Genomic DNA, 23,551 nt, shown 5'->3' with positions numbered 1-23,551 from the left:
GCCGGTAACGGGGCCTAAGCTTTGATCGCCGCGCATCTAGCACCCTTGCATCGAATGTGGGGACGATCAGGCGGTTCGTCCCCACGGAAAACTCTAGAGAAGCGTTCGACCACCGTTAACAGCGAGCTTCTGCCCGGTAATGAAATTTGCCTTCTCAGACGCGAGGAAGACAACCATGTGGGCAATATCGTGAGGCGTTCCGAAGTGTCCCATAGGAGTTCGGTCCAGGTACCAGTCGATCCGCTCCTGAGGCGAGCCTTCGTGTCGTTCCACAGGTATCCAACCTGGCGCGACGAGGTTGACTGTAATGCCCTCTGGAGCGAGTTCCTTCGCCCAAGAGCGGGTCATGGAAAGCATAGCGCCCTTCGCGGAGGCGTAGTTCCCGAAATTGACGTTCCCGAGTTCAGCGATCTCCGAGCCGATGTTGATCACTCGTCCAACCTTACGATTGCGCCAGTCGGGCAACACCGCCTGTAGCAGCTCAAGGGGAGCCTTCACGAAAAACTCCAATTGATCGAGGTGTGTACGCCATGATTGCTCCATCAACGGCATCTCGGGCTGCGGGCCGGTCGCGTTGTTTACGATGAGGTCGACGGGCCCGATAGCATGACTGATCGCATCCAGACCATGCGCTATTGAAGCTTTGTCAATAACGCTGAATTTAGCGGCACATGCCGTTCCTCCTGTCTCGCGGATTTTGGCGACCACCGATTCCGCTCCATTTGTATCATTTGCGTAGTTGACGGCGACCGCCCACCCTGCTGCGGCCAATTCGTGCGCCATTACAGCCCCCAGGCCGCGAGACGCTCCCGTTACGAGTGCGACTTTCATGTTGTGTCCTTTCGGTGATTGTCAGACTAGAGCGACCATTTGCCCGGTTTTTGCTGACTCTTCGGCGGCGTAAGCGATCTCCAGCGCTTTGAGGCCATCGGAGACGGTTGGTGAAATAGGGCTTCCTTCCCGCACGGCAGTGACGAAATAATCAAGTTCGGAGCGATATGCATTTGAGTAGCGTTCAAGGAAGAATGGCTCGGGATTGGCATTCCAAGTGCCCGAACCCCCCATCTTCGTAACGCCATTTTGCAGCCGATTGGCAACTTGCAGCATTCCCAACCTGCCAAGAACCTCGACGCGCTGATCGTAGCCATACGCAGCGCGCCACGAATTGTTGATGGTAACGATCGCACCGGATGGCATGGACATCGTGAGAACGACCGTGTCAGCCAGTCCGGCATCGCTCATCGCCTGCGATGTCAGAGACGACGCGGTTGCTTGGACGGATACGGGATCTTCACCGGTCAACCACCGAGCCACATCGATATCGTGGATTGTTGTTTCTCGGAAAATCCCGCCAGACTTCAGGATATAATCTATTGGAGGAGGGGAGGGATCTCGGCTCGTGAGGACCGCGAGTTCGATAGCGCCAATTTCGCCTTCTCGGCCTAGTCGGCCCGAAGCTGCGATTTTGGCCAACTCAAAGAACGGACAGAGAACACCAGATTTACGTGATTTCTGAGTTGGCTCCCTGACCTGCCAAAGCACGGTATACGGTCATTCTGGAAACGTTCAGATCGCGTGCAACTGCCGCTTTGGTTGCACCAGAAGCGATCCGCCTGCGTATTTCGGTATCATCAATGTTCTTCTTGCGCCCCTTGTAGACGCCTTCGGCTTTCGCTGCGTCGATCCCGGCTCTTTGCCTGTCCTTGATGAACTTGAGCTCCATATCGGCAACCATGCCGAGGATGGTAATGACCATTCGCCCCATGCTTCCGGCCGTCGTCACTTCCGGTTCGAGGACGCGCAGCGAGGCACCTTTTTCATCCAGCTCATGAACAAGATTGAGAACATCCCTCGTTGATCGGCCAAGTCGATCAAGCCGCAGCACAACGAGCTCGTCGCCCGCATGGAGAAACTGCATGATGGTTTCCAGCTCGGACCGCCCCTTTCGGGATGCCCCTGATCCGGTTTCTGAGCGGATGATTTCGCAACCGGCAGCCTTCAAGCGCTCGTTTTGAATGTCGAGGTCCTGATCTGTGGTACTGACGCGGGCGTATCCGATGCGAGCCATGGCAAATCTGTCACTTTAGGGTGGTTTCGATTGTGTAACGTCACTTCTTCCGAAAATCCACCCTTTTGTTACACTCCGCGTGCGTCACATTTGAATGTCACTCTAGGGCGTACCTATGTGTGACAATTCACACGCCGCGAAAGCCCCCCATTGATTGGGAGATTTTTACGAGCTTGTGTCGCGACAGAAAACCGTGCCCCGACCAATCACTCGAACTGAGGAGCCCACATTGACGGGACAAATTCGGTTATTGTGTATTGAGCGAGTCCTAATTTAAGGAAGGGGTCTTCATCAAGAATGGACAACAACTGCCCTTTGTTCTCTGCAACAGCAATAATGATACCTCCGGTTCGAGGCACTTTCCGACCGGAAGTGAGGAAAACGCCGGAAGCATAGTTTTTCTTGAGAAATGCCACATGGTCGGAGATAGCGGCATCAACGCGATCGAGAGAAACAATATAGTTTAGGTCTACGATGAACGCGTTGTAACCGTCTGGAACAAAAGCCAATTTTCAAACTCCTTTTTAATGAGTAAACTCGCGTCGCTGCTCATGCCGCGAGTTTGCCGAAATCGATCCTACTGTCCAGATCGAGGTCGAAACGACCGTAAGGATTGACGTGAGCATAGATTAGCGGCGTAAGACCGCGATAGTCTTCCGGTGTCATTCGACCTTCCCATGACGGCTCCGAAAGCACCGTCTGTAACATGCGCGTATTGACGTAGACAAGCGAGGCCTGCAGTAGATGTAACGCCAGCGCCGATACTTCCTGTTCGTCAATGCGATTGGTCGCCATCTCGCCACCCTTGCCGAAGAAGACGAAACCGTTGGCGCTGTTCCAGTTCTCGACGACGTTGAGGCCTTCATGAATTTCCCGGCGGAAGGCTTCCTGACGCAGGTAGCGGCAGAGAAAGATCGTCCTCACTGCGCGGCCGAGTTCGCTCAATGCTTTATAAGTCGGATGCATCACTTCCGCTCGAGCGAAGCGGCGCAGAATTGCCTCCGGATCGGCTGTGCGGCTCTGCATGGCAGCAGTATATTTGACCATCTCGTCATATTGCTGCTCGACTTCTTCCCAGTTGACCGGGTTGGACAGAATTGGAAGCAGATTTGACAATCTTCCCCGAAAGCCCACATCCGGCAGCGCAAGCTTCTGTCGGGCGATTGCCTTCAGACGCGGAGCGAGTTCAAATCCGAGCAACCGACAAAAAGCAAAACCAACAGCGCTCTGCCCGTGGCTATCGACATATTGCCGCTGGATGTCCAGATCCGTGCAATGGCGAAGAACGCCCTCGATCATCGACGCGACCTCTGATGACGAGCATCGTTTGAGCTGAGAATAAACGCATGTGGCGCGCTTCTCGACATGCCAGTAAATCATGACTCCGCGACCGCCATAACGGGCATGCCACTCGGTCATCAGGTTGCGGTCCCAAGCTCCGAATTTCGTGGAATCCGAAGCACAGGCTGTTCCCGCATCACCCCAGACCGCAGCATTGCGAATTGCTAGCGTGGCATTGGCGACACGCGCACATGCCTCCCGTAAAGCGCCCGCATGAATGAACCGGCGATGCACATGCAGAAGCTCTTCATAGCTGGCGTCAGCGGTAGCGCCAGCCACTCGCTTCAGACCGGCGTTGGTACCGAGGCCATAGAGGCAAAGAAGCAATCGTTGATCCAGGGTGGCCCTGGGCAATGCGACGCGGGAGGCCGAAGTTTCGAATGCATCGAGAAACCCGGTGTCGAGTGCGGCTTCCTTCAAAACTTCAAGGAGACCCGTCATCGGCCAGCGTTGGCCAATCTCCGATTTAATCGCGGCCAGTCCGTTTGGCTCAGGCGCGGGCTTGAACGGCGTGATGGAAATCCGATTTTTGCCCCGCCAAAGAACTCTCACCTTCTCATTTCGCGGGATCGTTTCGTTAAGGAGCAGCATCTCGTGCTCCAGTTCATTGCGAACCGACGCCACAAACTCACGGGCATTTTCAGTCAGATTTAGCCGAGAATAGTAAGAAGAACGACGAACCGCAAAATCCTTCGGCAGGTCATCATCGGGGTTGCGATAGCGATCGGCGCCGACTACCCAGATTTCCTTCGACCGGATGCACTCGCGCAATTGTGTCAGAACACAGAGCTCATAGCTGATGCGGTTCACACGACCATTTCGGTCGATGACGGAATTGCGCCACTTGGTCGGGATTACGCCGTCGATGGGCAACTCCCGTTGTGACACAAACCGACATCCATCATCCAGCTTCGCCCTGAGCCAGTCAAGAGCGGATAAGACAGGTCGCCAGACAGCATTGTTCGATCGGAATTCCAGCACTGACAGCAGGCTTGGCAGCATGCGGCGATAATGATTGGCCCATGAATTGCGCATGACTGCATAAATGCGGCGGTCGAGCGCACCCTTGGCTTTACTTTCCTTGATGATCGCCGCCAGCTTATCCTTGCCGACAACCGGGAAGATGACATCGCAAATGCGGCCATCCGGAGCATCAATCGACGCGGTGGCAATATCGACGAGAAGCCGTTCCTTGCCATAGACGCGTTCGATATCCTTGGCGATGTCGCCCACCACTTTCCGTTTCGACCGAGTTCCGATTTTGTGTACCGTTTCAACGAGCAGTTCGACCATTGCATCCGTGATCGTCGACTCTCGCTCCATCAGGTACACAGCATAAAGTGCCAGTTGGCGAGGTTCCGTGTGACGGCGCATCTCGGAAGCCTTCTCGCCGGAAACGCGGCGGACAATATGCTCAACCCATGCCTGGTTGATATTTGCAAGCATATGTCGGGGAAGATTCAATTTCCGGATGAATGCCAACCGCCCGGTCACTTCAAGAATATTGTCGAGTGTTGCGCGACCCGCATCGGCTTTCATTGCGTTGAAGCCGGTCGGCGCATCCGCGTCGGTCAAGGACCCCACCATCAGAGCAATGGTTTCAATGTGCAGCGCTGCGCTCACCTCATGGAGCCAACCGTCCAGATATCGCTGTCGTTGTGATCGAACCAGCCGTTCTAACTCTTTGGCCGATGGGCCGTAAATATTGCGATCCCTGCACCACAGGAACACCGCCTCAAGCATAGTGCCGACGGATTGTCCGGACGGGCAAAGATCGTCCACAATCCAGAAAGACAGGGCCTCCCGGTCCGCGCGCTGCATACGACGAAAGCCGAGATGCTGCAAAATTTCGGCGCAATGCCGTCGGGCAGTTCTTCCGCCGAAATCATAACCGGACAGCTCATCGGCTCGTAGGCCAAGCTGTTGGGCAATGTACTCAATGGCATCATGCGGGATCGATGCGACGCCATTCTCGGCGAAAAAGCCGCGTGCGCTGAAGAACTTCAACTGCGCGGCCAGACCAAGCCTTGTTGCTGCCGGCTTGGAATTGATGAAATCAATATCGGCGAAGCTCAAACTCCACTGGTCGGCAAAATCCAAACTCGAAATACCCATACTCATTAACTACGCTCCTCAAATTGGAGCGTAATGTCACGAGCGGGCGCTGTTCAGGTCAATCCCGCAGGCCATGTTCCCACAACGTTCTTTGAGTTGGCCAAAATCGCAGCTTCGGGCCGACTAGGCCAATCTGATGGGCGCTGATGCCCTTGAAAGCCGACGTTTACACAGCCACTACACGCGTCGGCTTTCCGACCTGCCGTGGCATGGACGGGTTATCGAAATCCGGCTGCAGGCAAGACGGTTTCGCTGTGGCAGCGTGCAATGCCCGCAGCGGATCTTCACCGAGAGACTGCCTGATCTTGTCCGGCCGAAGGCGCGGCGTACGGTGCGTCTCGGCCAAAGCCAGTTGGCGATAGGCTTTGCCGTCGGCGGCCAGCCCGGTTTCCGGCTCTCGTGCAAGCTCGCCATGCCGGTCAGCGGCGACACGCTGTTGCGCATGATCCGCGCCGCCGAATTCGAGCCACCGAAAGCCCCGCGTGTAGTCGGCATTGATGACTGGGCCTGGCGCAAGGGACAGCGCTATGGCACGATCATCTGCGATCTGGAACGCGGTCGCATTCTCGAACTCTTGCCCGATCGCGATGCCGACACGGTCGCAGCCTGGCTCAAACGTCACCCCGGCATTGAGATTATTGCGCGCGACCGTGCCGGTCTTTACGCCAATGGCGCCCGGCGAGGCGCTCCAGCGGCAACGCAGGTCGCCGATCGTTGGCATCTTCTCAACAGCCTCAGCGAGGCGCTACGTCTTGCCGTCAGCCGCCAGCGCAAAGCCGTGCAGGCCGCCGGAAGGGCGTGGAGTGCCGAAATGGGTAACGCGAGGGAGGTGACGGGATCCCAGTCCGACGCTCACCCGGCACGGGACAGCCTACGTCGCCTGAGACGAGAGGAGCGAGGCGACCGCTTTCAAGAGATCGTGCGTTTGCGGCAGGTCGGCCCGGCGCCACGGCAAATCGCCCCGCGGATCGGCATGAGCGTAAGGACGGTTGAGCGTTGGCTAGCCGCCGGCGGCGAACCCGAGCACCGACGACCGCCGGCCCGCCGAACCTGCATCAATCCCTTTCGAGATTATCTCGAACAGCGCTTGAGGGATGGGGCACAGAACGGCGCCTTCCTATGGGCCGAAATCAGGCAGCACGGTTTTGATGGCAGCAGGGCAACCCTCTATCGATGGCTGGCCACACGGCGGCAGAGACCCGCGTCTGAGGCGGTGACGCCGCGGTGCTGACCACCGTCGCGGCGCGTTTGCGCCTAGCTCTTGAGTGAGCAGCCGGACGCGCTTGATGACGCCACCCAATGCTTTCTCCGTCATCTGTTTGAGCACGCGCCAGACCTCCAAGTGGCAGGTGATCTGGCGCGGCGGTTTGCCGCTACCATTCGCGGCGATGACGAGACGGCCCTCGATCAATGGATCGTGGATGCCGCCGGCACCGAATTGCATGCTCTGGCGATGGGCATCAAACGCGATATCGACGCCGTCACGGCAGCCATCACTCATCCCTGGAGCACAAGTCCCGTCGAAGGCCGCATCAACCGCCTTAAGACCCTGAAAAGGCAAATGTACGGGCGGGCCGGATACGCGTTGCTGCGAAGCCGACTATTGGCAGCCGCCTGAACGCAATCAGCGAAGTGGCCGGGGTGGAAAACACCGATCTGCACCAAAAGTGCGGAAGATCCCCAGATTGTCGCCGCCGTCTCATCCTGATCGTCGCGCTATAACTTCCCCGAGCGGAAGCCCGGACCGGTGACGGAGGCACTCTGCTGGAGCCATGCACGGCGCAAGTTCTTCGTGCTCGCCGACATCGCCGCCAACACCCGCCGGGGAAAGACCGCGCCGCCGATCTCGCCGCTCGTCGCCGAGCTGGAAGAATGGATGCGGCGCGAACGGTCCAAACTCTCGCGACATGCGCCTGCCGCCCAGGCGATCGACTACATGCTCAAGCGCTGGCCGGGCTTCACGCGCTTCCTCGACGATGGGCGCATCTGCCTCACGACGGATGGTGTTGAAAAGTCCCGATCGTCATCCGGCAGCAGTTTTGGGCGGCTTTTCTTCCCAAGCCGCCACCATCCGCTCATAGGCTCTTTCGGCGCTTTCCACATATCGCGACTCGCGATCGCGAGTTTCTTTGATCCAGTAGTCGCGGCCGGGCCCAGCCTTTCCGTATGCCCTGGGCGCGCCAGCCCGCAGGGCCACCTTTCTCAGCTTCATGGCCGTGAACGCCGGCCTTGCGTACGCGTAGCCCTGATCACTCGAAAGAATGTGCCAGATCATGACTGCCAGTTTTCTCGCGGTCGCTACGGCGGCGGCCGGCGCACCGCGCTTCCTCTGGACGCGCGCGAAGAAGGCGCGCAAGGGACCCGGCGCCAGCTTCGCCGACCACGCCGCCTCAACAAGCATTCGGCGTGCGTCGCTGTTTCCTTGCTTGGTGATGTGACCGTGGCGGGACGGATGATCGCCTGATTGGCGGATCCGGGGCGTGAGGCCAAAGTAGCTGCTGAGTTTCTCTGGGGTCGGGAACCGACGGATATCACCGATCGACGCCAAGATTGTGGAAGCAACGACAGAACTCACGCCAGGGATCGTCATCAACCGGAGAGCACGAGCGTCGTCGAGAGATTTCTGCGCAAGTTCCTTGTCTAGTTCTGCAAGTTGCGCCGACACCCGTTCGAGCTCGTGAACATATCTCCCGAGCACAGCCCGCTCCTCGGGAGCCAGCGGCAAGTGGGCCAGCCATTTGCGGCCTTCCAGACCGAACAGGTGGCCATCATACTTGGGGATCAAATTGGCATGCAGAATGGCCTGTATCCGCCCCTTCGTCCGAACGACCTGAGCCAGCACTCCCATGCGCTCGGCAATTTGCCGCCGCCGGATCGTCGTAGTATCGTCGGCTACCCATACTTCCGGCAGCAGGCCGCCGGCATGGAGCTTCGCTAAAGTGGCGGCGTCGACCTTGTCCGACTTTACCCGCGCCCAGGCGATGGCCTTCACGAGACGGGAGTTCGCGACGACGACGCGCTTCACATATGGCCGTAAGAGCCGTTCGACGGCAGTGCTGTTGCCTGTCGCCTCAATAACGACCTCATCGTCCTTTCTCAGCGCTGTCGCGAATTGGAGAAATCGGTCTCGGATGAGTTCAACGCGGCGCTCCTGCACGATGTCGCCATTGTCCAGGATCGCTACCTGGGCGAACGATCGATGAATGTCCATTCCAACCACACGCATGTTCCATCTCCTTCCGGTAGCGGGAGCCGGTGGGGAAACACGACATCTACGGATTCGCGCTCGCAGCGCAGCCGGGCAAGTCGTAGGGGCGGCCAAGTAACAACTCGAGTTCGCGACTCATGGTCAGGACGGCCTGCCACCGTTTCATGCTCCCAGCACCCCTATCCCGGTGGCCGATCTTACCTCATCTACTTTTTCGGATCACCGAAGGGCGCCGCGAACACCATACCCTTTAACAATGCGGCTGAACGGGCGTTGCGCGGCCTGGCTCTCGGCAGAAAATCCTGGCTCTTCGCCGGCTCCCAACGCGGTGCTGATCGCGCTGCTGTCATGTACACGCTGATCGCATCCTACTCTTCACGGCTGGTTCTGGACTGGTAAGGAGATTTGGGCTGTCAGCCCGCCGCCCTGTCGGTTGCGCAAGGTTAGGTTGCCGCCATGCGCTTCCACGGCGGAGCGTGCAATGGCCAAGCCCAAGCCGATACCACCCGTTTCACGTGCACGCGATCCTTCCAAGCGGTAAAAGGGCTGAAATACCCGCTCCAGTTCTGCCGGATCGATGCCGGGGCCATCATCATCAATCAAAATGTCGATAGTTGAGGGATGGGTCACGATACTGGCCCGAACGGCTTGTCCGTATTTGGCGCCGTTTTCGATGAGATTGGTCAGCACTCGCTTGATCATGCCGGGATTGCAGTCGTAGACGACTGGAGCACTCGGAGCCATATCAGCCGGGAGACCGCTATCCGATAAGTCAGCGACAACGCTCGCCAGTAAAGCTGCAAGATCGATCCGACGCCTTGGGCCGAGTTGCGCTTCATCCCGGGCGAACTGCATGGTCGCCGAGATCATCGTGTTCATTTCCGCAATGGTTGCGAGCATTTTCTCACGGTCGTCGTCGTCAGGATGGGTTTCTGCCCTGAGCCGTAAAGTCGTCAACGGCGTGCGTAGATCATGTGATATCGCGGCCAGGATACGCGTTCTGTTCTCGATCAACTCACGGCGCTTCGATTGCATCTTGTTGAAGGCTCGTGCGGCTTGCCGGGTTTCGTGTGTTCCCTTGACCGGCATTGGTGGCGCATTGAGGTCCGTCTCGAATCGTTGCGCAGCCGTGGCCAGGTCATCAAGAGGGCGCACAACCGAGCGCACGAGCCAGGCAGATAGGCCCAGAATGACGACAGTCATGATCCCCATCGCCAGTAGGAGCTGCCGGGAGGCGGTATTTGCTCCGTTGGGGAACTGAGCAGAAAACGATAGCCATTCGCCATCCTTTAGCGGTACCGAACCCTGTATTTCATCGCTGTGCCGTGAGAAGCCCATATGGTGATGGGATCGTGCACCGCCGTCAGCATGAGGATCGTCGGCCCTTCTATCGATCACCAGCGTAGCGACACGAGGTTCGGGAAGGCCGGAGGCGGCTGGCTGAGCCATAAGATAGTCGCGTACCGACAGAGCGATGGAATCATTGCCACCCTCTAAAACCAGCGGGCTGTCTGAAATCGATACCGAGAGCGATGGGTCGTTCGAAGCAGCTATAATCTTTTGCCGCCACTCAGGTGGAGCTTCATCAACGAGGCGGGCGAGATTGGCTATACGCTGCGCGATGGCATAGCCGCCCACCGCCCGTGTCGCCTCCTCACGATGACCATAGTAGATCAAGAATCCGGCGAGGTGCGAAACAATCAGGCCGCCGAGCAGCACAGCCATCGTACGTCCGAACAGGCTGTCAGGTAGGATCCTTCTCATAGGCGCGTCACGTCGGCGGCGAACAGATAGCCGCCGCCCCACACCGTCTTGATGATGCGGGGATCTGCCGGGTTTATTTCGAGTTTCCGACGTAAGCGACTGACTTGGGTATCGATGCTGCGATCAAACAGGTTCGCTTGGCGTCCGCGCGCCAGATCGAGAAGTTGGTCGCGGTTGAGCACCCGTCGCGGATGCTCGGCAAAAGCCATAAGCAAATCGTACTCGCCAGTGCTGAGAGCCACCGAGACACCGTCGTCGCCAATAAGTTCACGCGCATCGACATCGAGCTTCCAACGTTCGAAGGCGTAGAGGTGAGGCTGAGGAGCAGGTTCTTGCTGGCCACCGGGTGTCTTGCGACGCAAAACCGCACGAATACGAGCGACCAATTCTCGGCTGCCAAAGGGCTTGCCGAGATAATCGTCCGCACCAAGTTCAAGGCCAACTACCTTGTCGATCTCGTCACTCCTGGCCGTCAGCATGATGATCGGAATATTGGACCTGGCCCGCACCTCCCTGCACAGGGTCAAGCCATCATCACCCGGCATCATCAGATCAAGGACGATCAGGTCGATATCGTTGTTGGCAAGTGCCTGCCGCATCGCGTTGCCATTGGCCGCAGTGCTCACCTGGAACCCGTCCTTCAGCAACGCGCGCGAAACCAGGTCACGAATTTCGATATGGTCGTCGACAACAAGGATATGTGCGGCGGGCGGTGGAGCGCTGTCCTTGTTGTGGTCTCGATTTTTCGTCATGCTTATCACTGCGGCGTCGAGCTATTCAATTCCGATAAAGGGGTTCGGTCCAGCGGGAAGTCCCGGAAGTATGTAACGCGCCTTGGCTTGCTGTTCCGGCGTGAGCTTCGAGAGCAGGGACTGCGCTGCGACCGTTATCGCAGAGGACTGCTTCTGAGCCTCCTCATTCATGATCATGGCATCCACAAAGTGCGTGCCATGTGGACGAAACCATGAGAAAAACGGCAGGCTGTCCTGTTCGCGCTCCACCGCCATGACTCCACCCTGTAAGGCCGCCTCATAGGTATCCCAGTCGGCTTCTTGCGCCTGGGTTATGCCCAATGTCGATTTCAGTTCTCCCAGTTGCGTCGGGTCCGCAAACGGTGGTTGGTAAGGATTGCCAGTCAGTGCGCCAACCCCACGTTCGATACCTTCCACCCAACGACAAAACCTGTGGCCGTAGCCGCAACCATAGTCAAAGCCGAACTCGGCCATATGGGGGTCCATATAGGGGGAGCCGGCAAAAGCAGGATAGAACATGGGAGTTCCTGGATGGCCGAGCACCCAAAGGCCGAGCAAAACGGCCGCCGCAGCCCCAAAGATGTAAAGGCGTGGTCTGTTCATATCTATCTCCATCAATTTGCTCAGGGAGCGTTCCGAATGGAGGAGATTGAACAACCGCCATGTCTCTCAAGTTTTACAGCGACAGGGCAGTTTGTGACAAAGTGTGACAGATATCTGGCGGCCAATATGATCTGCGGCGGCAAGCATATGGCCGTCGACTCAGGCCTCGGACACCGCCGCCGGATAGGCCCGCACATAGCAGGTGTCGCTGTGCGGAAGGTCGAGCACGAAGAAACGGGCCTTCTGTTCGACATCACCAATCGCCACCATCGCCTCGCCGAAGTCGGCCTGCGCATGGCCCGGCGGATGCGACCTCCTCTGCCGGCTGGAAACCGGCGAGCGTGGCGGTATAGATCATGATGGGCGCGCTGGCAGCCTTGGGCGAGGCTGAACCAGCGGTAGGTCTCGGAGTCCTGCTGGATGCCACTCTCGCGCCTGGCGCTCCCGTATGTCCACGGGCCGCCGGCGACGCAGAGCCGCCGCTTCCTGAGCCGGCTTGCACTCCACCGGCACGCCCACTCCCGCCGGCGCGCTCATAAATCCGCATGGCCTGGAATTCACCGGCCTCCCGGCGCGCGCTTGCCGTCCGGTCGTCGTCATCCGGATCGTCGCGCACCACAGGCATCCCATGCAGGTAGCGCTCGATTTCGGCGGCATAACCGGCAAGGCGGCGGCTCATGGCTTGGTCCCCGTCGTCTTCCGGGACCCGATCGTCATCGCCTTCAATTCCTCCCGGAACTGTCGCACCAGATCGCCGACGGCAATCAGTGCGCTTTCGAGATCCTCGTCATAGGGAACGCGCCCCTCGTTCATGGCACGCACGGCCTGATTGAAGTTCAGGCCGACCCGACGCAACTGGTCCGTCATCTCGAGGATAGCCGGAAGGAGCGCCTCCGATGCCACTGGCAGATGCCCGGTCTCGGCTCGCACCAGCCGCCGAACGACCTCGCTGACGGTGGCGTTTTCCCGCTGCGCGATGGCCTTGAGGCTGGCCATTTCTTCGCTCGAAAAGCGGACATGCGTCACCGCGCCATAACGGCGCGTTGCGCTCCCTACCGTTCCATTCTGGGCGTCTGTGTTCATCTCTCAAGCCCGCTTGCGGGCGCTAAGGCCCGAAAGGGCCGCGCCGCCTATTTTGTGTGTATCACAAAATAGGCTATCCTGCCAATAATCATAAATCAACATTTGCGAAACGCTTCGAGACTACACACCCAACACCTGTCGTTTTGCATCTAACCGTAAGATTCCACTCCTAACAGTTTCAACAAGATAGCCCGGCACTTAATGTGAGACTTGGCACTTAACTTGAGATTCCATCTTGGTTTTTGGCACTTAATGTGAGATTCATTTGTCGACACAATTGACGGTGTTTCTGCATGACTGATCCATTCCCTGATGAGGTTGACGAAGCGCTTTGGGATGAGGCGTGTCGACGAGCCGAGGCTATCCGAAGATTTCTGATACATCGATCAGGCAAAGTTGCAGCCGGGGATATGGCGCTTCTGGCTTCCGAACTGGAAGTCAGTCGGGCAACTGCATTCCGTCTTACCAAGCTATTTCGAGCTGGAGGAACGGTAATGTCGCTCGTGGAACGCAAACCCGGCCGGCCTGACGGCCGCAGGATGCTCGACGACAAGCGAGAGGAAATCATCCGCGCCACGATCAATCGGTATTATCTGACGAAAAACCGCCCAGGTATCTCTCAACTGGTTCGGGATATCCAAACGAACTGCGTCTCGGCTGGGCTAAAGCCGCCCCATCGCCGGACGATCGAAACTCGTCTCGAGGACATCGACATTCACAAACGCGCGAAACGACGAGGCGAAGCCGAAATTGTGAAGCGGACAACGGCCGTGCCGGGAGGGCTTACCGCCTCGCGCCCACTCCAGATCGTCCAAGTCGACCATACGAAAGCAGATATCTTCGTTGTCGACGAGGAGACGCGTCTACCCATCGGAAGGCCTTGGCTAACTCTGGCAATGGATGTCTGCAGTCGGATGGTGACAGGGTTCCACCTCACTATGGACGCGCCCTCCCGACTTTCGACCAGTTTGTGCTTGCTACATTCCGTCTTTGACAAATCGCCTTGGTTGAGGGAGCGCGAGATCACTGAGCCGTGGCCGGTCGCTGGCCTCCCTGAGACGTTACATGTCGACAACGGCAGCGACTTCAGGAGCCGCGCGTTTAAGAGGGGGTGCGACGATGCTGGCGTAGCGATCGACTGGCGACCACCTGGTGAACCGCGCTTCGGCGGACATATCGAGAGGCTGATCGGCACCCAAATGGGAAGGATCCACTTGCTACCCGGTACTACTTTCAGCAATTCACAGGAGCTTGGTGAATACGATTCGAAGCGACATTCGGCGCTGACACTCCGCGAACTCGAGCGATACATCGCCCTCGACATTGTCGGCAACTACCATCACTCAATCCACCGCACTTTGGGGCGCCCGCCCATCGCGGTGTGGCGTGAGTACGAGGGTGAAATTCCGCTCCGCTTGCCGCAGGACCGAATGCGATTTTGGCTGACGTTCCTACCTGAGCAGGAGCGTACATTACAGCCAACCGGTATCCATCTTTTTGGAATGCGCTATTGGTCGGCAGCCCTGAGTGCCGACCTCGGGGCTGCAAATCGCCGGCTTCTCGTCAAATACGACCCAAGGGATATGTCTCGTGTCTTCGTGCGGCGACCATCGGGCAGCTTCGTGGAAGCACGTTACGCCGATCTCACCCTGGCTTCGGTAACGCTGCACGAAGCATTTGCTGCGAGGCGTAGCCTGCTGGCGAAAGGGCGACGAGAGGTCAACACCCGCACGATCGTTGGTATAGCGATCGAACAACGCAAGCTGGTGGATGCGGCGGTGAAGGCGACAGCGACGATGCGACGAGGCCGCGCCGCCAGCTCAAAAACGAAAGTGGATGACAGTGGTTGGGGCTCGCTTCGGGGTATCGACTCCAGCAAACCTGTGGCTTTCGACGAGGACATGGAGTGAGCTGGCATGAGCACCGAAATCTCCCACCTGACCGTGACCGCAGCCGAACTGCTCAGTGGAGCAGACAACCAGCGCGTCCGCGCCATAAGATCACGTCGCTGGCTCATCTATCCACGCGCTAAGCAGGTACTCGAACGCCTGAACCTCTTGGTCGATCATCCACGCGGGACGCGGATGCCGTCGCTCGCCATTTATGGCGACAGCGGCATGGGCAAAACGATGATCATGAAGCGCTTCCGTGATCAGCACCCACCAACTTTCAACCCGGTTACCGGCAAGCTAAAGACACCGGTTCTTGCGATGGAGATGACCAGCCGGCCTGGCGAACGGCGCTTCTACGCCGAACTTTTGACCCTGCTCGGCGCACCGCAGCGACCGCGTGCCGATATTGCCCAGATGGAGCAAGCCGCACTGCGGATCATGGAAGCGATTGGCGTGCAGGTTTTAGTGATCGACGAGGTGCACAACATTCTCGCGGGGACCTATCGTGAACAACGCATCGTATTAAATACCCTGCGCTTTCTCAGCAACCGCCTGCAGATCTCACTCGTCTGCTTCGGCGTCAACGACGCCCGCGAGGCCATTGGTGGCGATGTCCAATTGGCGCGTCGCTTCGACCAGTTCACGCTGAGCCGCTGGGCTGCAAATGAGCAGTTCGAAATGTTGGTCGCCTTGATACTACGCAATACTCCATTGCGGCACCCATCGGTGCTAACGGCGAAATCTTTGCGGCGAATACTGCAAGTCACAGAGGGCATTACTGCCAACATTTTCCACATCGTCAACTCACTCGCCATCGAGGCAATCGAAAGCGGAAGAGAGCGGATTACTGACGAAGCCATCGAGAAATGGGAGCCGGAATTCGACGCCGACGCAGCGTTCGCATGAAGACGAACTTATGCGGACGGCCACTGCCAGTAAGGCTGGCGCCGTGCGCCGATGAGCTTTTGTCGTCGTGGATTGCCCGACACGCCAAATTCTATGCAATCCCTCCCTTGGCCATGCTTCAGCATTGCCTCCCCGATTTGCGATCATTACGCGCCGCCGATTTGAATCTCACAGAAGATCAGGTCGTCCGCGTTGCCCACCTATTCTCGACCGAGCCCACTACGGTCCGCCGCATGACGTTCTCGAATATTCGACAATCATCACGGCGAATGATCGCAACGGAGCCTCGACAATCATGCTCTACTTGTAGCCAAACGAGCGACGGAGCGCACGTCATCCTTCGGAACCAATTCTTAAGTTGGCGGATCACCTGCCCGCTTTGCGCAGGGACATTACAGACAATTGGCGGCCGTGACGGCCCCACTCCCTTCGCCGGCTATCACCATGCAGCGCTGATGGGGCAAGAAATGCTAGAAAGCGAGGCTGAGCATGGTATCCAAAACTGGGTATCGCCGAGTGAGATTGCCCGTCTCCTGTTAATGCGGCGCGTTCCAAAGTCGGTGCCCGGTTACGAACCGTCCGGATATAGGGTGCTCGGTGCCATCATTCCTGATCTCGATGAAGTTATGCAGATAGAAATCAGCAAACTTCCGAGTCCGGCAAGCCCGATCTTGCCCTTGTATCTGCGCCCTGCGCTCTTGGCAGGTGTGGCCATTGTTCAGCATGCCGGGCCCGAAATGCTTCGCATGCTGAGTGGCCATATGATTGGTGAGAATAAAGCCCGCTTCGACAGCGCCATAGAAGAGATATTAGACTGTTCGCGTCAGTCGTTTGGATCGTCACAGTTGCACTTAATTTGAGATTCTATGCCGACAAAATCTCAAATTAAGTGCCAAACGGGAAAACAACAGCCGCAATCTCACGGTTAACTGCCAAACGACAATATCGGAGCCGCCCGAATTTTTGTCATCATGGGCCTGTCGGGTTCGGGAAAATCAACATTGGTGCGCCACATCAACCGGCTTATCGAGCCGACGAGCGGCGAGATCCTGGTCTATGGTCGCAATGTTCTCGACCTGAAGCCGCGTGACCTCAGAGAGTTCAGGACCCGCCGTGTCAGCATGGTGTTCCAGAGCTTCGCATTGCTGCCACACCGGACGGTCCTGCAGAACGTCGTCTATGGCCAGCGGGTGCGCGGCCTGACCAAGGCGCAGGCCAATCCGATCGGCATGAAGTGGATCGAGACCGTCGGATTGCTGGGCTATGAGGACAAATATCCGCATCAGCTGTCCGGCGGCATGAAGCAACGCGTCGGGCTTGCCCGTGCACTGGCCGCCGATACCGACGTCATCCTGATGGACGAGGCATTTTCGGCGCTCGACCCGCTGATCCGGACCGATATGCAGGACCAGCTTCTGCAACTAGAGAAGAACTTGTCGAAAACCATCATTTTCATCACCCACGATCTGGACGAGGCGCTGCGCATCGGCGCGGAAATCGCCATCCTGAAGGACGGCAGGCTGGTCCAGGTCGGCACGCCGAGCCAGATCCTCAACAGCCCGGCCGACGACTATGTCGCGCGTTTTGTCCAGCGACGGGCAGGCGCGGCGGCCGATCATCATGGCTGACGCCATCCTTCTCGACATCGGCCTCACATGGCGGGAGATCGCCGCCGTCGGTGAGGGACGCAGGCTGGCCCTCTCGCCCGCTGCCTGGCAACGGATCGCCAGGGCGAGAGAGATCGCCGAGGCCCTTGTCGAGAAAGATATTCGCGGCTACGGCATCAACACCGGCGTCGGTGCACTGTGTGACGTAGTCATCAGCCGCCAGGACCAGCGGGATCTGTCGCGCAACATCATCTTCAGTCACAATTGCGGCGTCGGACAGCCGCTCGGGACGGCCGAAACCCGCGCCATCATGGCCGCCCAGATTGCCAATTTCGCCCATGGCTTTTCCGGCGTCCGGGTGGACGTGGTGGAGACGCTGCTAGCGTTGCTCAATGCCGACAGGTTGCCGGTCATTCCGTCGGGCGGGTCGGTCGGTTACCTGACGCATGCGGCCGCCATCGCCCTGACATTGATTGGTGAAGGCGAATGCATGCATGCTGGGCGGCGCATTTCCGGTCGTGTAGCGCTCAAGGAGATCGGGCGCGAACCACTCACGCTCGAGGCTAAGGAAGGCCTGAGCTTGGTCAACGGGACACCGTGTGCGACGGGGCTCGGTGCGCTTGCCATATCGCGCCTGACGCATCTTCTCGACTGGGCCGACGCCGCTGCGGCGATGAGCTACGAAAATCTCGGCGCACAGGCCAATCCGTTTGCCGAAGTGCCGCTTGCGCTGCGTCGCTCGCAAGGGGTGCAACAGGTTGGCCGCAACTTGCGCCACTGGCTGGAAGGCAGCGCGCTCCTGGCGCAATCGGCCGGCAGCCGCACCCAAGACCCACTCAGCCTGCGGGCGGTACCGCAGATCCACGGCGCCGTCCGGGATGTCCTCGCGCAGGCGGCGGAGGTGGTTGATCGCGAACTTGCAAGCGTCACCGACAATCCTATCGTCGCCGGTTCACCCGGGGCGCCGGAAGTGCATAGCCAAGCCCACGCGGTGGGCGCGGCTCTGGGCCTGGCGATGGACAGTCTCGGCACGGCGGCGGCGGAACTCGCGGCGATCTCAGAGCGTCGCATCGACCGCTTGGTAAACCCCCTGGTCAGCGGGCTTCCTGCCTTTCTGGCGCAAGAAAGCGGCGTGTGTTCCGGCTTTATGATCATCCAGTATACGGCGGCGGGTCTTGCTGCCGAGAACCGCCGGCTGGCGGCGCCCGCCAGCCTCGATGGGGGAATAACCTCGGCACTGCAGGAAGACATCCTGACCCATGCGACGCCGGCAGCGACCAAGGCGCTAGCAATTCTCGGCAATCTCCAAACCATCCTGGCAATCGAGTTAACTGCGGCGGCACAAGCCTACAATCAGCAGGTCGGAATGGCGGCAAAGGCTTCCCGCACGGCCGTTCTGTACGATCGCATCCGCGAGATTGTTCCTGTATACCGTGACGACCGCCCACTGAATGCCGATGTGGCGAAGGTGCGCGCCTTTCTTGAACTTTCCGGACGCGGCGCGGTTCAATCTACGAGCGCACCGCGATCCGCAGAATCTTGAATCATAGGCGGCAGACGGCGGGAATGTACTCGAAGTGAGCATCGTCAATTGCTCCGATAGCAATGATGATTTGAGCATACCCGCTTAGTCCGAAACCATGGCTTCGCACGGCCAGGCCGGCTCGTGCGAGGCTGACGACGTCGCAAATCTTGGCTTTCCGGCTAGATAGCGTTTGATCTACGACGAAGTCAGCGGCAAAATCTTAGCGTAGTTCCCGGCAAAGGTCGCCGCCACGGAGACGGTCTGGACACTTGCCGCACGTCGTCGCACAAGTAGCTTTCAGACGCTGCCAGTCGTATCTGGTCTCGCCAGAAACTGTTCGGCATCAGCCGGAGTAAGCACAGCTGGACGCTCGCAAGTGCTTTCGACGCTGACGACCGCCTTCTCATGGGCAGCCCGTTCTATGGCCAGCAGTACCTCGAGAACATGATAGGCGACCTCTGCCGAGCAACGATGCGGTACGCCTTCGGTGATTGACACAGCCATATCAGCTAGTCCAAGGCCGCGGTAACAGGTGTTAATCAGTGATCCCGTGCCTCTCCAATCGCGGTTGTAAGCGCCAAATGGATATTTGCTCGTATCTACTTCCCTGAAATCATCGATCCCCGTGGAGAAACCTACGACGCCACTGAACTGGTTCGGGTCAGGAATGTGCAAAGTTCCTCCCGTAGAATGAAGCTGCAGCGGACGAAGCTCGCTGTTCCAAACGTCCCAGCTTGCCAGGAACACAATCTGCGCTCCGGAGGCGAAAGTCAGTAGCGCTTGCACGGTCGTCAGTGTTTCGACATCGATCACCGTACCTTTCGTAGGGCCGTCGACCTTGACTACGCGTTGCGGATGCCCCACGGAGCCGGATGCTTGGACGGTTGTTACGGGACCAAGCATGTGGACAAGAGCGCTGATGTAGTAAGGTCCCATGTCGAGCACAGGGCCGCCACCTCTCTTGTAAAAGAAGCTCGGCGTAGGATGCCAGTGCTCCATGCCGTAGCTTTCAACTGCTCCGAGACCCGAAATGACGCTACCGATGTCGCCTGAATCGATGATGCTTCGGGCAGTTTGAATCCCAGGACCTAGAACCGTGTCTGGAGCCGACCCGACCCGCACACCTGCGACCTTCGCAGCGTCGATAATCTCCCGCCCCTCACGAAGGCTCACCGCGAGTGGTTTCTCGTTATAAACGTGTTTGCCAGCAGCAATCGCGCGCAACGCCACCTCAGCATGAGCGTTCGGTACTGTAAGGTTGAGGATCGCTTCGATGTCGTCACGCTCGAACAACTCATCGATAGGCATTGCTTCGAGGCCGTACTTGGCGGCCTTCTGACCCGCCAATTCGGCGTTCAAATCTGAGCAGGCGACATATTCAATGTCGCGAAACAACGGGCCGTTTGTGAGATATGCGTCGGAAATATTTCCGCATCCGACGACGCCAATTTTCATTGCCATTTACCTTTACTCTCCGTTAGCCTGCGGAACGTCCCAGCGCTCCCGCCGGTGAATGTTCCCTAGTTGCCTGGGACGAATTGCTGGTCCCCGCATTGACGCTAGCTCCTCGTTCAAATCCAAAATTTCTGCGCCTTCAGCCCAAAATATCTCGCAGCTTATTGCAGGTAGCGGCCCAGCCGCGTTGGTCCAGCTCCCGCTTGCTCCGGTTAACATCAAAGCGCGGGCAGCGTTCCAGCGTGTTTGACCACATGATCCAAGGTGAGCTGCAATTTCGCGGCATGAGCAAAAGTCGGCTCATCCTGCTTTCCAGATTTCACCGCGTTTACGAACCTCTGGAAGTTGGTGATTACAGGCTCGACCTCAACGGGACGCCAAATAGCGTTGTCCGTGTCATCACCCTCGCAAATACGCAACGTCGCACCATCGGGTGTCTCCACAATTTCCAGTGCCCCGCGATCACCGTGCACACGAAGCCGCAGCTCGTTGAGATGACCCGTAGCCCAGCGCGTGGCGTGAATGACGCCTGTTGCGCCGTTTTGCAGTTCCGCCATCATTAGAAAACTGTCATTCGCATCGAGTGAGTACTCACCGATTTGGTTTCCAGGAATCTTATCGAAGACCTTCAAATGCGACGCGGCCGCACGTACTTCGCTTCCAATCGCGAACACAACGAAATCGAGAATGTGGATTCCGATATCGCCCAAGACGCCATTGGAGCCGTGCTTGGTGGATAGTCGCCACAACCACATAGTTTCCTTTGACCAGTCTCCCCACGCTTTGGACACCAACCAGCTCTGGAGATAAGACGCCTCAAAATGGCGGATGGCTCCGATCTTGCCCTGACTCAAGATTTTGCTGGCGGCCTGCAATGCCGCAACATTTCTGTAAGTGAGGTTGACCATCGCAATCTTGCCCGATGTCTCCGCAGCGTCAGCCATCTCTCTTGCATTAGCATAGTTTGTCGCAAGCGGCTTTTCGCAGAACACGTGCTTTCCAGCAGCGAGCAACTGCATGGTCGTCAGATAGTGAACCCGATCGGGGGTAACATTTGTGGCCGCGTCGAATTGGCCCCATGCAATGGCATCTTCCAGAGAGCTGAAGGTCTTTGGGATTTCATGTTTCGCAGCAAATGCTTCCAGTTGCGCCTGATTGGTGTCGACAGCGGCAACGATGTCTACACCATCAATTTTGGAAAACTGAGATGCGTGGAAGTTGGCAAACCAGCCGGTTCCGAGAATTATTAGGCGCATCGATATGACCTCATTGTGAGAAACGAAGCCCTTCCTGAGACCAGCTGGATCGGTATCAGGAAAGGCAACGACTGTAAGGATCGCTATTACCGATATCCAGCTTCGCCGGCTTTGTGCAATTTCAGGCCCCTTTCAACAATCGGCTCCAGCGCCTTCTCGACCGGAACATGGGGAGCATCTGTGATGCTCTTCAGGTCGCCCTGCGGATTATAGGCCCATTTCACGCCGTTAATGACTACCTTCTGGACGTTGGCATCATGATAGGTCGGATAGGTCTCGTGGCCAGGGCGGAAGTAGAAAATGTTGCCAGCGCCACGGCGCCACGTCAGGCCCGAACGGAAGACCTCGCCACCCTGGAACCAGGAGATGAAGACGGTCTCCAGCGGCTCCGGTACGGAGAACTGCTCGCCGTACATTTCCTCGTTTTCGAGAACGAAGTTCTCATCGAGGCCGGCGGCGATCGGATGGCGCGGGTTGATCGTCCACAGACGCTCGCGCTCGCCGGCTTCGCGCCACTTCAGCGCGCACGGCGTGCCCATCAGACGCTTGAATATCTTCGAGAAGTGGCCGGAGTGCAGGACGAGCAGGCCCATGCCTTCCCACACCCGCTTGGCGACCCGCTCGACCACCTCGTCGGATACCGCGCCGTGGTCCTTGTGTCCCCACCAGGTGAGGACATCGGTTTCGGCAAGGCGGGCTTCCGTCAGGCCGTGCTCAGGCTCTTGCAGCGTCGCCGTCGTAGCGCTGATCGCAGGATCAGTGTTTAGCGCGTCGGCGATGGTGGTGTGCATCCCTTCAGGATAGATGCCGCGAACAACGGGATCGATGTTTTCGTGGATGTTTTCACCCCAGACAATGGTGCGAATAGTCAATTGGTTGCTCCTTTATGTGAAATGTTGAACGCAGCTGATAGAAAGCCGCCATATCCGTTGACGTTGGTTGATTTCACGCCGCACCTTGGAGAGGAACTCTCTCGAGCGCGCGTCCGGATTGGTCGAAACGGTGGATTGAGCCCTGCACCGGGGCAACGCCCAGTTTCTGGCCAGGTTGATGGCTCGATACGCCGGTCTCGCGAACGACGAGCGGCTCCGAGGTGCCGATGTCGAGATAAACGAAGCTGTCCGAGCCGAGGATTTCAGAATGGATGACGATGCCCGTCCAAGTGGGCGATTGCTGGACGATATCTATATGCTCGGCGCGCACGCCGATGGTGTTGGCATTGTAGGGCTCCGCGAACTCGCCGGACAGGAAGTTCATTTTCGGCGACCCGATGAAGCCAGCGACAAATACGGAGTTCGGTGTCTCGTACAGTTCGAGCGGCGTGCCGACCTGCTCGACGACGCCATCCCGCAGGACGCAGATGCGGTCAGCCAGCGTCATCGCCTCTACCTGGTCGTGGGTGACGTAGATCATCGTGGTGTCATGCATACTGCGGTGGAGCTTCGCGATCTCCAAACGAGTGGCGACACGCAACGCAGCGTCGAGGTTCGACAGGGGCTCGTCAAACAGGAACACCTTCGGATCGCGGACAATGGCGCGACCGATCGCGACGCGCTGGCGCTGGCCGCCCGAGAGCTGTTTTGGCAGGCGCTGCAGATACGAGGTCAGCTGAAGCATTTCCGCCGCGCTTTCGACCCGTTTGCGTCGCTCTTCCTTGTCAGCACCGGCTAGCTTCATTCCAAAGGCCATGTTCTCGAAGACAGTCATATGCGGGTAGAGCGCATAAGATTGAAAGACCATCGCGACCCCACGCTTGGCCGGCGGCAACCCGTTGACGGTCTTCCCGTCGAAGGAGAGAGTTCCGCCAGATATCTCTTCCAGGCCGCAGATCAGGCGCAGGAGCGTGGATTTGCCACAGCCTGAAGGGCCGACGAACACCATTAGTTCTCCAGGCTTGATTTCGAGATTTACGCCTTTGATCACGTCAATCGGACCAAAGGTTTTGCGGACATTTCGAAGTGCGATGTTTGTCATGA

21 protein-coding genes and 5 pseudogenes are annotated in these 23,551 nt (G+C 58.1%); 10 read left to right on the top strand and 16 right to left on the bottom strand.

The features are described 5' to 3' along the window. Positions 1-93 precede the first annotated feature (93 nt). The 5 genes from MKS82_RS17535 to MKS82_RS17515 all read right to left on the bottom strand — a co-directional run bounded on the left by MKS82_RS17535 (position 94) and on the right by MKS82_RS17515 (position 5,530). Positions 94-831, bottom strand: a complete 738-nt coding sequence (locus MKS82_RS17535; protein ID WP_276313391.1) for an SDR family oxidoreductase — start codon at positions 829-831, stop codon at positions 94-96. Between the two features lie 21 nt (positions 832-852). Next, positions 853-1,542, bottom strand: a complete 690-nt coding sequence (locus MKS82_RS17530; protein ID WP_445558085.1) for a Gfo/Idh/MocA family protein — start codon at positions 1,540-1,542, stop codon at positions 853-855. After that, positions 1,502-2,068 (bottom strand): recombinase family protein, encoded by a 567-nt coding sequence (locus tag MKS82_RS17525; RefSeq protein WP_240579076.1) that lies wholly within the window; start codon positions 2,066-2,068, stop codon positions 1,502-1,504. Before MKS82_RS17525 ends, MKS82_RS17530 begins: the two co-directional genes overlap by 41 nt. A 206-nt stretch (positions 2,069-2,274) precedes the next feature. Then, a complete protein-coding gene (locus tag MKS82_RS17520; RefSeq protein ID WP_240579075.1) occupies positions 2,275-2,577 on the bottom strand; it encodes a YciI family protein in 303 nt (100 codons plus the stop codon). 40 nt (positions 2,578-2,617) lie between these two features. Then, positions 2,618-5,530, bottom strand: coding sequence for a Tn3 family transposase (locus MKS82_RS17515; protein ID WP_240579074.1), 2,913 nt, complete (start codon positions 5,528-5,530; stop codon positions 2,618-2,620). A 130-nt stretch (positions 5,531-5,660) separates the two neighbouring features. Between MKS82_RS17515 and MKS82_RS17510 the strand changes: the two genes are divergently transcribed. The 3 genes and pseudogenes from MKS82_RS17510 to MKS82_RS17500 form a co-directional block, all read left to right on the top strand. Then, entirely contained in the window at positions 5,661-6,755 is a 1,095-nt protein-coding gene (locus MKS82_RS17510) for an ISL3 family transposase (RefSeq protein ID WP_240579073.1), read from the top strand. Positions 6,756-6,785: 30 nt separating this feature from the next. Next, positions 6,786-7,142 (top strand): transposase, encoded by a 357-nt coding sequence (locus MKS82_RS17505; protein WP_240579072.1) that lies wholly within the window; start codon positions 6,786-6,788, stop codon positions 7,140-7,142. 111 nt (positions 7,143-7,253) lie between these two features. Next, positions 7,254-7,571: pseudogene (locus MKS82_RS17500) on the top strand (IS66 family transposase); the annotation flags it as partial. Here MKS82_RS17500 and MKS82_RS17495 read toward each other — a convergent pair. Continuing rightward, positions 7,548-8,735, bottom strand: coding sequence for an IS110 family transposase (locus MKS82_RS17495; protein WP_240579138.1), 1,188 nt, complete (start codon positions 8,733-8,735; stop codon positions 7,548-7,550). The pseudogene MKS82_RS17500 and the gene MKS82_RS17495 sit on opposite strands and share 24 nt — an antisense overlap. 249 nt (positions 8,736-8,984) lie before the next feature. Here MKS82_RS17495 and MKS82_RS17490 point away from each other — a divergent pair. Then, positions 8,985-9,101: pseudogene (locus MKS82_RS17490) on the top strand (IS66 family transposase); the annotation flags it as partial. Positions 9,102-9,107: 6 nt separating this feature from the next. Here MKS82_RS17490 and MKS82_RS17485 read toward each other — a convergent pair. The 6 genes and pseudogenes from MKS82_RS17485 to MKS82_RS17460 all read right to left on the bottom strand — a co-directional run bounded on the left by MKS82_RS17485 (position 9,108) and on the right by MKS82_RS17460 (position 12,934). Further along, positions 9,108-10,496: an ATP-binding protein gene (locus MKS82_RS17485; protein WP_240579071.1), complete on the bottom strand. Its 1,389-nt coding sequence runs from the start codon at positions 10,494-10,496 to the stop codon at positions 9,108-9,110. Beyond that, positions 10,493-11,248, bottom strand: a complete 756-nt coding sequence (locus tag MKS82_RS17480) for a response regulator (RefSeq protein ID WP_240579070.1) — start codon at positions 11,246-11,248, stop codon at positions 10,493-10,495. Before MKS82_RS17480 ends, MKS82_RS17485 begins: the two co-directional genes overlap by 4 nt. 21 nt (positions 11,249-11,269) lie before the next feature. Further along, on the bottom strand, positions 11,270-11,851 hold the full coding sequence (locus tag MKS82_RS17475) for a Spy/CpxP family protein refolding chaperone (RefSeq protein ID WP_240579069.1): 582 nt from the start codon (positions 11,849-11,851) through the stop codon (positions 11,270-11,272). Positions 11,852-12,013: 162 nt separating this feature from the next. Further along, positions 12,014-12,163: pseudogene (locus MKS82_RS17470) on the bottom strand (IS21 family transposase); the annotation flags it as partial. Beyond that, complete coding sequence (locus tag MKS82_RS17465; RefSeq protein ID WP_240579068.1) at positions 12,105-12,530, bottom strand: hypothetical protein; 426 nt, start codon at positions 12,528-12,530, stop codon at positions 12,105-12,107. The pseudogene MKS82_RS17470 and the gene MKS82_RS17465, both read right to left, overlap by 59 nt. Further along, positions 12,527-12,934 (bottom strand): hypothetical protein, encoded by a 408-nt coding sequence (locus MKS82_RS17460; protein WP_240579067.1) that lies wholly within the window; start codon positions 12,932-12,934, stop codon positions 12,527-12,529. Before MKS82_RS17460 ends, MKS82_RS17465 begins: the two co-directional genes overlap by 4 nt. A 494-nt stretch (positions 12,935-13,428) precedes the next feature. Between MKS82_RS17460 and MKS82_RS17455 the strand changes: the two genes are divergently transcribed. The 6 genes and pseudogenes from MKS82_RS17455 to MKS82_RS17430 all read left to right on the top strand — a co-directional run bounded on the left by MKS82_RS17455 (position 13,429) and on the right by MKS82_RS17430 (position 18,882). Beyond that, a complete protein-coding gene (locus tag MKS82_RS17455) occupies positions 13,429-14,844 on the top strand; it encodes a Mu transposase C-terminal domain-containing protein (RefSeq protein WP_240579058.1) in 1,416 nt (471 codons plus the stop codon). 6 nt (positions 14,845-14,850) lie between these two features. Further along, complete coding sequence (locus MKS82_RS17450) at positions 14,851-15,732, top strand: TniB family NTP-binding protein (RefSeq protein ID WP_240579057.1); 882 nt, start codon at positions 14,851-14,853, stop codon at positions 15,730-15,732. Continuing rightward, positions 15,693-16,040: pseudogene (locus MKS82_RS17445) on the top strand (TniQ family protein); the annotation flags it as partial. The gene MKS82_RS17450 and the pseudogene MKS82_RS17445, both read left to right, overlap by 40 nt. Before the next feature lie 159 nt (positions 16,041-16,199). After that, the gene (locus MKS82_RS17440; RefSeq protein ID WP_240579137.1) at positions 16,200-16,592 is read left to right on the top strand and encodes a hypothetical protein; all 393 of its coding nucleotides are present in this window, start codon (positions 16,200-16,202) and stop codon (positions 16,590-16,592) included. 84 nt (positions 16,593-16,676) lie between these two features. Beyond that, positions 16,677-17,360 (top strand): annotated as a pseudogene (locus MKS82_RS17435) (ATP-binding cassette domain-containing protein); the annotation flags it as partial. After that, a complete protein-coding gene (locus MKS82_RS17430; protein WP_240579066.1) occupies positions 17,353-18,882 on the top strand; it encodes an HAL/PAL/TAL family ammonia-lyase in 1,530 nt (509 codons plus the stop codon). The pseudogene MKS82_RS17435 and the gene MKS82_RS17430, both read left to right, overlap by 8 nt. A 279-nt stretch (positions 18,883-19,161) precedes the next feature. Here the strand turns inward: MKS82_RS17430 and MKS82_RS17425 are convergent, their stop codons facing one another. The 4 genes from MKS82_RS17425 to MKS82_RS17410 all read right to left on the bottom strand — a co-directional run bounded on the left by MKS82_RS17425 (position 19,162) and on the right by MKS82_RS17410 (position 23,549). After that, a complete protein-coding gene (locus MKS82_RS17425; RefSeq protein WP_240579065.1) occupies positions 19,162-20,325 on the bottom strand; it encodes a Gfo/Idh/MocA family protein in 1,164 nt (387 codons plus the stop codon). 212 nt (positions 20,326-20,537) lie between these two features. Next, positions 20,538-21,575 carry a Gfo/Idh/MocA family protein gene (locus MKS82_RS17420; protein ID WP_216332539.1) on the bottom strand — a complete coding sequence of 346 codons (1,038 nt, stop codon included), beginning with the start codon at positions 21,573-21,575 and terminating at the stop codon, positions 20,538-20,540. An 86-nt stretch (positions 21,576-21,661) separates the two neighbouring features. Further along, entirely contained in the window at positions 21,662-22,447 is a 786-nt protein-coding gene (locus tag MKS82_RS17415) for a ThuA domain-containing protein (RefSeq protein WP_240579064.1), read from the bottom strand. Between the two features lie 73 nt (positions 22,448-22,520). Next, complete coding sequence (locus tag MKS82_RS17410) at positions 22,521-23,549, bottom strand: ABC transporter ATP-binding protein (RefSeq protein ID WP_240579063.1); 1,029 nt, start codon at positions 23,547-23,549, stop codon at positions 22,521-22,523. Positions 23,550-23,551: the final 2 nt, after the last annotated feature.

The organism is Ochrobactrum sp. A-1 (assembly GCF_022488005.1).
Classification (GTDB): Bacteria; Pseudomonadota; Alphaproteobacteria; order Rhizobiales; family Rhizobiaceae; genus Brucella.
The sequence above is the reverse complement of the archived record's forward strand: the minus strand, read 5'-3'. Positions and strand labels throughout refer to the sequence as shown.